The sequence below is a fragment of the Muriicola sp. Z0-33 genome, from assembly GCF_026126425.1.
In the GTDB taxonomy this organism is placed as follows: domain Bacteria; phylum Bacteroidota; class Bacteroidia; order Flavobacteriales; family Flavobacteriaceae; genus JAFMPW01.
The window spans coordinates 260,911-272,033 of the sequence record NZ_JAFMPW010000001.1; the positions used below are offsets into that span (position 1 = coordinate 260,911).

6 protein-coding genes and 1 tRNA gene are annotated in these 11,123 nt (G+C 39.0%); 2 read left to right on the forward strand and 5 right to left on the reverse strand.

Annotation, left to right across the window (positions count from 1 at the left end; all coding sequences use genetic code 11):
• Positions 1–396: 396 nt before the first annotated feature.
• Positions 397–473, reverse strand: a tRNA-Ala gene (locus J1G40_RS01135).
• Between the two features lie 137 nt (positions 474–610).
• Here J1G40_RS01135 and J1G40_RS01140 point away from each other — a divergent pair.
• Positions 611–1,324, forward strand: coding sequence for an SDR family oxidoreductase (locus tag J1G40_RS01140; RefSeq protein ID WP_265240431.1), 714 nt, complete (start codon positions 611–613; stop codon positions 1,322–1,324).
• Position 1,325: 1 nt separating this feature from the next.
• Here the strand turns inward: J1G40_RS01140 and J1G40_RS01145 are convergent, their stop codons facing one another.
• The 4 genes from J1G40_RS01145 to J1G40_RS01160 form a co-directional block, all read right to left on the reverse strand.
• Complete coding sequence (locus J1G40_RS01145) at positions 1,326–4,076, reverse strand: PD-(D/E)XK nuclease family protein (protein ID WP_265240432.1); 2,751 nt, start codon at positions 4,074–4,076, stop codon at positions 1,326–1,328.
• Positions 4,077–4,142: 66 nt separating this feature from the next.
• The gene (locus J1G40_RS01150) at positions 4,143–5,501 is read right to left on the reverse strand and encodes an OmpA family protein (protein WP_265240433.1); all 1,359 of its coding nucleotides are present in this window, start codon (positions 5,499–5,501) and stop codon (positions 4,143–4,145) included.
• 113 nt (positions 5,502–5,614) lie between these two features.
• On the reverse strand, positions 5,615–6,808 hold the full coding sequence (gene kbl / locus J1G40_RS01155) for a glycine C-acetyltransferase (protein ID WP_265240434.1): 1,194 nt from the start codon (positions 6,806–6,808) through the stop codon (positions 5,615–5,617).
• 6 nt (positions 6,809–6,814) lie between these two features.
• Entirely contained in the window at positions 6,815–9,925 is a 3,111-nt protein-coding gene (locus J1G40_RS01160; protein ID WP_265240435.1) for a UvrD-helicase domain-containing protein, read from the reverse strand.
• Between the two features lie 120 nt (positions 9,926–10,045).
• Here J1G40_RS01160 and J1G40_RS01165 point away from each other — a divergent pair, with 120 nt between their 5' ends.
• Entirely contained in the window at positions 10,046–10,654 is a 609-nt protein-coding gene (locus J1G40_RS01165; protein WP_265240436.1) for a superoxide dismutase, read from the forward strand.
• Positions 10,655–11,123 lie beyond the last annotated feature (469 nt).

Below are 11,123 nucleotides of genomic sequence, written 5' to 3' on the forward strand. Positions count from 1 at the left end.
GGATGGTTTGTTACCCTCTCGGATAAACATCTCGGGCCTAAGTGGGTACGCCATTCGTGTAAGCATCAATGGGTTTAGCGTCATATCTACGCACCTTATAGACGATAGTTGTACTATTATTCCGATATCAAATAAGCATGTCAATAATACAATTGAAATTACGAAGGAGATCAAAAGAATACTCTATAAATAGTTTCTAGCATTTAACTTAACTAGTTTCCCCGAGTTTCGTAAAACCAAGGTTTTATGGCACCATTATTTATGCTCATTTGACTTGAATTCAGTCTATTTATGTTAAATTTTATCTGAAAAAGAAGAAATTTTCAAAAGTGTGCACAAACTGTGCATTGAGAAAAAACAGAAAAGCCCTCACATCTGTGAAGGCCTATGTTTTCTTGGTGGAGAATACCGGAGTCGAACCGGTGACCTCTTGCCTGCCAGGCAAGCGCTCTAGCCAGCTGAGCTAATCCCCCTGACTTTAGGAGTCCAAAGGAAATACTTTTTACCAAAGTATCAAAATTCATCCATCATTTTATTTTTATGAAATTATTAGTCAATTGCGCTTTATTCTACGCCAGCTTTCTGGTAATTTAGTCTAAAATTATATTTCATGGATACATTAAAAGGTAAAGTGGCCTATATTACAGGAGGCTCAAAAGGAATAGGTTTTGGGGTGGCACAAAAGTTACTCCAGGAGGGCCTGAAGGTAGCAATAAGCGGAAGATCAGAGGAGGCCATTCAAAACGCTGCTGAAAAACTAAGTGCCTTTGGGGAAGTGTTAGGTGTAACTTCTGATGTAACGCAGCCCGAGGATGAATTACATGTTGTGAATGAAATACTTAAAAAGTGGGGGAAGCTAGACGTAGTACTGGCCAATGCCGGAGTTGGGCATTTTGCGCCAGTAGATGAATTGTCTTATGAAGATTGGCAGGCCATGATCCGCACCAACCTGGATGGGGTGTTTTACACCCTGAAAGCCTCAGTAGAAGCCCTGAAGCAGTCAAGGGGTTACTATATTACCCTTGCCAGCCTGGCCGGCACTAACTTCTTCCCAACTGCAGCTGGGTATAATGCGACAAAATTTGGGGTGGTTGGGTTTACACAGGCAGCGATGCTCGATCTCAGAAAATACGATATTAAGGTATCTACCATTATGCCTGGCTCTGTGGCCACGCATTTTAATAACAACGAACCATCAGAAAAGGACGCTTGGAAAATACAGCCAGAAGATATTGGCGAATTGGTGATAGATTTACTCAAAATGCACCCAAGAACATTACCCAGTAAGATTGAGGTCAGACCAAGCAGACCGGACAAGAAGTAGTTTAAACTTCTTTCTCTTCAAATGCTATCTCGGGCGCGAAGATTTCCGAAATAAGCCTGTAGAGTTCCGATTTAAATAAATTAATAGATTCTGGCGTAATATCGGGGTCCCTTTTTCTACTACTCTTTGTTGGTTTTATACCAAAAGAAAGCAGACCAGCGTTGAGGTTCTTAAATGAAACAATACCAGCTTCTATCTTAGAGACAGGGTTTTTATGAGAATACATGAGGCTATAGCAGAGCAATTGGAAGGCTTTTGAAAAGGCGTAATCTGTTGTGATTTTGGACCAATCATAAATTTCCACATCGCTCTTATTAGTTAGCCCGGTTTTATAGTCTATTATTCTTAATGTACCGTTTCTTTCATCAATCCTGTCCAGTTTGCCTTTTAGAAGAACCGGGAAATCTATTCCGGGAATGTGCATTTCTATTGATAATTTTTCTTCCAGGCCTAAAATTCTGATACTATGGGCATCTGCTTCTGCTTTTTCTAGGTCCAAAAAATTATGAATATACCGGCAGACCACATGAAAGGCTATTAGGTTTTTACCGCTTAAGGAGCTATAGTTAGCGTAGGTCTTTTTGAAATGCTTCCCTACAAGATCAGTAATAAGTGGTTTTAGAGTTTCCAGTTTTTCCGAGGATAGTGTTGAGCCAATAAAAGGGGTATAGAGCTCTTCTAATACATCATGTATAATAGTTCCAAAAGTGTTGGCAGCTATGGCTTCCTCTACTTCAGTAATGTTGGGAATTTGTAAAACTGCTTTTTTGTAAAAATCGATGGGATTTCGAATATATTCTGATAAACTTGTAGGAGACAGCCCCCTGAGAGCAAGTTTTTTAAGATCTGTCATTAATTGATCATCCTTTTTTATATGTTGCAGGGAGACAGTTGCTGTATTGATTAAGGGTGTGGCGATAAGATGCGTTATCTGCTTGTTTTTATTGTTATCCGTTAATAATTGGTTTATAAATCTACTTTTCTCTCCTCCTTCCAAAACGTCGGCCTCCGTATTATACAGGACATAGATATTTCTTGCCCGTTGAAGCAATCGATAAAAATGGTAGGTATATACGGCATCTTTCTCCTTATAAGTGGGGAGTTTAAATTCTTTCTTTACATCGAAGGGTATAAAAGAATTACCGGATTTCCCAGAGGGCAAGATGCCCTCATTTACCGAAGTAATGATAACTGTCTCGAAATCCAGATTTCTACTTTCCAGCATCCCCATAATTTGTAGTCCTTGCATAGGTTCACCCTGAAAATCTATGGTTTCTGAAGAGAGTAATTCCTTGAAAAGACTATATAAGGTCTTAAGGTCTTTTATATAAGGAAAGGATTTAATCATTGCCATTAGCTGATTAAAAAGCGTATGGAAATGATAGAGGTATTCCAGGCCGGTATAATCCTCAGCAGCCTCCAGTTTTTGCTTAAGGATATTTACAAGTTGCAGGCATCTTTCTAAAAAGGACTCTGGTAAAGCTTTTTGCTCTGAAAACAATAATAAAAGCGGGATACTAAATTTATCCTGAAGACCAATTAAATTTTCAGTGGTGATATAGGCCCAATTATTTTTCCTTATTTCATTGATAAGGGCAGAAAGGGCATTTGTATCCTCTCCGAGCAGTATCATCTGTATGTAATTGTTGGAGAGGAAAGCGAAAACATTTTTATAAAAGAGCCCCCTTTTGTCTTCTTGTAAGTACAATTCAAAAAACTGCTTAAACATTCCTGACAAAGGGGTTTTTGACAAGGGGAAACCCATAGTTATATTAACCGATTCAATGGCTTGAGGGACAGTGTTCAGTAACGGATTCAAGAGGGTTTCATCCCCTAAGACAACGGCGGTATTTGTTAATTGTTCATCAGCGTCTTGGCGCAGTTGTTCCAAAATATACCCAACATACTTCATCTGTGAAACGTTCTTTGGAATACCGGCTATCTGAATCATTTTCTGACCGTTGTAATGATTGCTTATACCTTTTAGCGGGCGTTTCTGAAGAAAATTCCATTGCCTCTTATGCTGCCTAATAAAGTAACCGGCATCATGAATAGGATCGTTTAGAAAAGAGGAATCAATGTCCCAGTAAATATCACTATTGTTTTCGGAAAGAATTTCCTGAATAATATAAGATTCAGCAGTGTTAAGGGCATTAAATCCAATGAAAATATGCACAACCTCTTTCTTAGCATTCAGATAATCGGTCAGATTTGCACAAGCCATTCTATAAATAAGACCCTGATATCCTATACCAAGTTCCACCAGGCGTTCTGTATAATTTTGGTACAATAGGGGCAGCTGCTTCCAAAATTCTAGATAGTTCTGTATCAGGGGAGTCTTTTCGGATTTCAGGTACCAGTGATTTAATTCCTGAATATCTGTCAGATAAGAGAAAAGCTTATCCGGTGATATAAGATAGCGATCTATTTCATTGAAATCCTGAAGTACCATTTGGGCCCATTTGGTAAAATCATAGAAATTTTCTTTTTCACCAGAGACTACTTCATTATAGGAGTTGAATAACTCGAATAGCAGTTGGGTATTGCTGGCCTTTGTAAGTCCTGAGATCTTCTCTACAAAGCTCTCTATACTATAAATCTGTGGAGAAAAAAGGGTTTTTTTTGTGGTGCTTGCGAAAATGTTTCTTAAAAAACTACCTGCACGCTTACTGGGAAGTATAAAAACAAGATCTTCCAGGGAGTCATATTTCTTCCATACCTCATCAACAACTTCTTCCAAAAAACTTTGCATGTCTAAAAATAGAAAAAGCCCTGACAAAACTGTCAGGGCTTTTAATTTATTTAAAGAAAGTAACTCTTATTTTACCAAGTTAATTTCAACTCTTCTGTTTTGAGTCCTACCTGCTCTTGTGTTATTAGTAGCAATAGGCTTATCTTCTCCGTATCCTATAGCAGATAATCTATCAGAACCAATTCCTTTGTCGATCAAGAAATCTCTAACAGAGTTAGCTCTGGATTCTGAAAGTGTCTGGTTAAGTTTAGCACTACCTACGCTATCTGTGTGTCCTTCTACTGTAAATTTAGCATTAGGATACTCATTTAGAATCTGGATGATATCTACCATTACAGAAGTAGATTCTGCTTTAATTGAAGATTTACCAGTATCAAATAAGATAGTTCTTGCGTAATCGTTTAATTGCTTCTGAACCTCTTCAGTTACTTCAGGACAACCAGCGTTAGCTACTGTACCTGCAACATCCGGACATTGATCATCTTTGTCTAATACACCGTCACCATCTTTATCAGGCCAAGGGCATCCGTTGTTTTCAGCAGGACCAGCTTCAGCAGGACAAGAATCATCTTTGTCAGCAACTCCGTCACCGTCACCATCAGGGCATCCACCTAGAGCGGCAAGACCAGCTTCGTTAGGACAAGCATCATCTTTGTCAGCAATACCATCGCCGTCAGCATCAGGACATCCGTTCATTTCTTTTGAACCAGCTTGGTCAGGACAGCTGTCTTTACCATCTTCGATGCCATCACCGTCAGAATCAGGACATCCGTTGAAAGCTTCTAAACCAGCAACTTCAGGACATGCATCGTCTTTGTCATAGATACCATCACCATCAGTGTCAGTACCACCAAACTTGATAGCAATACCGGCTAAGTGCTGAAAGTGCTTTACACCATAGTCTTCGAAGGCATGCTTGTATTGAGTTTGGACTGTAAAACCAATATTATCAGTAAACCAGAAATTAGCTCCAATACCTGCATTAACAGTACCAGCTCCAATTTCATCAACCCAAGTATATCCACCACCTACTTCGATAAATGGATCAATAGTGGTATTTTTTAGGATTTGATATTTGATTGTACCGTCAACAGCATAGTGAGAAAGATCGTCTGCACTAACATCACCTAATTTGGTGATTCTGTTTAAAGAACCTCTAACACCTACAGAAAAACCATCACCCACTGATTTGGATACGGCTACATAAGAAATAGATGGTAAAATGTTCCAGTGATCATTTGCGTTGAAGTACTCACTAAATAATGTACCGGTAGGATAAGCGGCATCCGAGTCATTAGTAGGATAAACGTCTATTGCGTTTACACCAAAGCTAACTTGCCAAGGATTATTCTCATCCTGCGCTTGTACGTTGTTAAACCCTATTATAAGTAGGCCAACAACCAATAATCTGCTAAGCTGTTTCATGTTCAAAATTTTAAGTTTAAGTGTTTATTAGCTGCAAATGTAAGTTGTTAAAAATTATTAACAAAATCAATTTCCCATTTTTTTTAACGCATTTCATAAGCAAAAACGAGCACTTAAACGATTTTTAACTGTTTTCCAACCTCAATGAATGAATTGATGGCATGGTCCAGATGTTCTTGCGTGTGCGCGGCCGATAACTGCACCCTTATCCTTGCCTTTCCTTTCGGGACTACGGGGTAAAAGAATCCTATTACATAGATGCCTTTTTCCAATAACAAATTGGCCATTTGTTGTGATAATTTAGCATCGTATAGCATTACAGGCACAATAGCAGAATCGCCGTCGATAATATCAAACCCTGCTTCCTTCATGCCTTTTTTAAAATAGTTGGTGTTTTTTTCCAGGGTATCTCTTAAAGAGGAGTCGTTCTCTATCATATCAAATACCTTAATAGAAGCCCCGACAATAGCAGGGGCCAGCGAATTGGAAAACAAGTAAGGTCGTGATCGTTGTCTTAGTATTTCAATTATCTCTTTTTTCCCTGTGGTATAGCCTCCCATTGCCCCTCCGAGTGCCTTCCCGAGGGTGCCGGTAATAATATCAATCCTGTCCGTAACCCCTTTTTCTTCTAAGGTACCCCTGCCAGTTGGTCCAATGAAACCTGTGGCATGGCATTCGTCTATCATAACCAAAGCATCATAACGGTCTGCCAGATCACATATCTGATCCAGAGGGGCCACCAGGCCATCCATAGAAAATACCCCATCGGTAACAATAATCTTAAACCTGCTGCCATCAGCATCAGCCTGTATTAATTGTTTTTCCAGGTCTGCCATATCACTATTGGCATATCTATAACGCTTGGCTTTACATAAACGAACTCCATCAATAATTGAGGCATGGTTCAGGGCATCTGAGATTATGGCATCTTCTGCGGTGAACAAGGGTTCAAAAACCCCGCCATTGGCATCAAAAGCGGCGGCGTAAAGTATAGTGTCCTCAGTACCATAGAAGGAAGCTATTTTTTCTTCGAGCTTTTTATGGATATCCTGTGTTCCACAAATGAATCTTACCGAAGACATCCCAAAACCATGAGAATCCATAGTCTCCTTGGCGGCTTCAATAACATCTGGGTGGGCAGAGAGCCCCAGGTAGTTGTTTGCACAAAAGTTTATTACCTCTTCTCCGGAATCTATTTTTATAATCGCCCCCTGAGCAGATGTAATTATTCTTTCTTCCTTATACAAACCTGCTTCTTTGATATTAGCCAGTTCTTCAGTTAAATGTTGTTTAATTTTACTGTACATAATTAGTTATATAAATTCAGGAGTTACTTCTTTATTAATATATATAATCACCTTTTTGTCTACTTTATATCCCATAGCCTCCAGTGCATCGGCATATGCGTAAATTTGTTCTCGGTGTTTTGGGTGTTTTTTGCCGGTTTTATAATCGAGGATAGTAACATGGTCCCCTTTAAAAACCAATCTATCCGGCCGTAAAATTAGCCCATTTTCTGTTAGAATATCACATTCATTCTTAACCGAGCTTTCCTTTTCAAAGAACATTTTAAGTTGAGGATGATCTATTATGGAATGCATCAATGTTCTGTAGTGTTGTTTTTCTTCTTTGTATATATCTACATTTTGATGCTTTTCCAGAATTGCTTCCACATCTTCTTTCGAAATTACAGTCTCCATAAGCTGATGAAGGGCCGTGCCTTTCGATATGGCCTCCTGTCGTTCGGTTGCCCATAAAATTCCTGATTTTGCAAGGATTCTGAATTCAGGACGATTTTTACTACTATATGTATATGGAATACTTAGCTCCGGATTCCTCGAAATATCAATTTCTGTTTTTGAAGGTGGCGACCCAAAGGTATAGCGACTTTTATCGTCAGTCCAAAGACCGGACGCCTTTAAGTAATGAATAAATAGTCCGGAATAATACTGCGGCTTATGGCTCCCATCGCTGGTCAGATCCATTTCAGTAAAGATATAGAGCGCGTCTATGGCTCTTGTAAGGGCAACATATAGTAAATTAAAAGCATCCAGTTCCAGCTTGTGCTGTTCATTCTCGAAAATACTTGCTGCCTCAGGGCTGTAATTTTGTACTTCCTTCCTTTTACTGATTAAGACTTCTTTAAATGCCGAGTTAATCTGGTCTTGGAAGGGCAGCCAAAGTTTGGGATTTATTTCCTCAAAAATATGGGTGTTGGAGAATGGGAAAATAACTACGGGGAATTCCAGGCCTTTGGCCTTGTGTATGGTCATTATCCTTACGGCATTTAAACTCTCCGGAGCAACAATACTAAGTTGATCCTGCTTTTTCTCCCAGTAATTTAAAAAAGTACTAAGTCCGGCATCCTCCCGCAACTCTAACTGCAGTACTTCATCCAATAAAAAGGAAATATAGGCATCTGAACCTTCCGCAAGTTTAAATTTCTTAATGGCGTATTCCAGGCCGTCGTAGACCGAAGCACTTTTTAAAAATCCAATCTCAAAGGCATAATCTTCTCTGAAGATTTTAGATAGCGATGAAATATTTTGATGAATAAAGTTATGGGTGTTTTCTCTATCTTGACTGAGAAAATAAAGGATATTGTAATTGTTCTCTAAGTCGAGCGGATGTACACAATGCTGCAATAAGGCAAGGAGAAAACTTACTTTGTTATTTCTTTTTAGTAGCAAGGTCTCGGAAGACACCAGGGGAATATTTTTTTGCATCAGAAAATCTGATATTAAGATCCCATGCTTGCGTTTTCTTGTCAAAACACATATGTCTCTGTAATCATATGATTGATTAAGAGACTGTTCAATAACCTGCAGCACCTTCCCGCAGTAGGCCTCATCTATAGTGGAGTTGTCATTTTCTTCCAAAAAAGACATTTGTACAAAACCTCCATTCTCAGAATTACTTTGCTGTTTGTTCCCTTCCATAAACAGAGTATGATAATCTGAATCATTTAAATAAGTACCCGTACTGGTGAAAAATGCATTATTAAAGGCCACAATCTCTGGCCTGCTCCGAAAATTAACTGGAAGATCATAAACTTCCGGTTTAACAGCAAAGGGTTGTGCCTCGAGAGAAATGAGGTTTAAGAATTGTTCAGCCCGGCCACCACGCCATCTGTAAATGGCTTGTTTAGCGTCGCCAACAAGGAAAAGAGAACCCCTTTGCCCTTGTTCGTCTTCACTTTCAAGGGCATTGCTGATCAGGGGGATAAGATTGTTCCACTGCATTTCAGAAGTGTCCTGAAATTCATCCATAAAATAATGCCTGTATTTTTCGCCCAGACGTTCATATATAAATGGTGCAGGCTGATTTTTAATCTCATTTGAGATGATCCGATTGAACGAACTTATTGGTAGTAAATCTCGTTCTTTCTCTAAACCTTGCAGCTCCTGATAGATAGCGTTAAGGATGGTCAGAGGAACACTATTGCCATAGGCATTCTTATAGAAAGCAATTGTGTAAATCTGTTGTTTCAACTCACGGTACTTTTCTAATAAGACAGTGGCAATTTCATCTGAGGGCAATTCAAAACCGGACTTAAGGATTTTACCACTTACCAGCTGCTCCTCAAGTTTATTGTTATAAAGCCTGGCAAGGGTATAATCACCCTCGCTTATTTTCTTAAAATGATTGGGCAAGGTTGCCCTTGGAAAATCTGAATGTTCCAGGCCGCACTCACTTATGAACTGCAGTACTTGTTTGGCTTTGGCCTGGGCCTTACTTTGTAATTTAAGTTGTTCAGAAATCAATGTTTTTTTGAGCTCAAGAAAATCATCTATATTTCTGTCTTCAATCCTTTTTAAGTGAGGGTAATGGTTCTCGTTGAAAAGCAATTTGCCTATATTATTAAGATCAAAAGTGATATCCCAACTTTTGGAATCGTCTATTTTTTCCAGGGCAAAATCAACCAAAATGGATGTAAGTTTTTTATCAGACCCGGCATTACTTAGCAATCTGTTTACGGCCTCATCAAGCAAAATATCGGTGTCTAGCACCACCTCAAAATTTTGGGGAAGCTTAAGGTCTTTAGCAAAAGTGCGAATTATCCTGTGAGTAAATTTGTCTATAGTTGAAACATCGAAAAACGCATAATTATGCAGAATTTGTTTCAGTGTTTTCTCTGATTTAGTCCGCAATTCCTCCAGACTTATATCGAGTTCGTTTTGAAGCAACTTAAAAAGGGTACTCGCGCTAGTTGCATCATCTGTTCTACTAAAATCATATAGATTTTCAAGAATACGCTGCTTCATCTCGTTGACCGCTTTATTGGTAAATGTAATGGCGAGCAACTGTCTGAAATTATTATTAAAACCAGGGGAGAGGATGATAGACAGATAGGCTTTGACCAGAGTAAAGGTCTTGCCAGATCCTGCAGACGCGCTGTATATTTTGTAAGGAGTAAGCTGCACCCTGTTTTAGCTGCAAATTACGCATTCTTAAAGAGTTCTTAACAAATTATTTATGGAATATGAATGTTAAAATACGTAAATTTGAAGTTCATAATATATTAACTTAAAAACCCGTTACATATGGCTTTTGAATTACCTAATTTACCATACGCCTACGATGCGTTGGAACCACATATAGATGCCAGGACGATGGAGATCCACCACACAAAACATCACAATGGCTACACTACAAAGCTTAACGGCGCTATTGCCGGGACAGCGCTTGAGGAGCAATCAATCACCGATATATTAAAAGAGCTTGACATGTCCAATACTGCGGTCAGGAATAATGGAGGTGGTTTTTACAATCATTCCTTATTTTGGAGCATTATGTCGCCTAATGGAGGAGGAGCTCCTGGGGGAGATCTGGCAGCGGCCCTGGATGATGCTTTTGGATCGTTTGAGTCTTTTAAAGACAAATTCAGCGGTGCTGCGGGCACCAGGTTTGGGTCTGGCTGGGCATGGTTATGTGTGCATCCTGGAGGTCGTTTGGAGATTTGTTCAACACCAAATCAGGATAATCCCATAATGCCGTCTACAGGTTGTGGAGGCTTTCCTATATTGGGGATAGATGTATGGGAACACGCCTATTACCTGCATTATCAGAATAGGAGACCTGATTATATCAATGCATTTTTCAATGTAATTAATTGGGATAAAGTGTCGGAACTTTACTCGGAGAATAAGTAAGAGTCTGCTATTATTTAATATTTAAAAACCCATCCTGTTATGCCGGGATGGGTTTTTTTATGCTCTTAAAATAGAAAAGGGTGGATAAGAATCCACCCTTTTCGTCCCAAATCTTACCATAAACTTAACCTACTTATGCTATGGCAATACTAAATTACTGGTATTGTGAGAAATAACAAAGAAAATTTAAGAAATTTTAGCGTTTCAAAGAGGAATATTGGCTAGTACCGGAAGCGCGATTTGTACATAAAGTGTTAAAACTCTGATTTTCAGCAATAAAAAAGGCAGGATAACATCCTGCCTTTTTTCCCCAAATCTTACCATGAACTTAACCTACTTATGCTATGGTCCTCCAAAAATAAAGTAAAGCAGACGGGCAGAAAAAGGTTTTGGACAAACGCCACTTTAATTGGTTGAAATGCCTTTTCATTGAATTTGGCCTATAATACGTGAAGAAAAAGCGTACAAA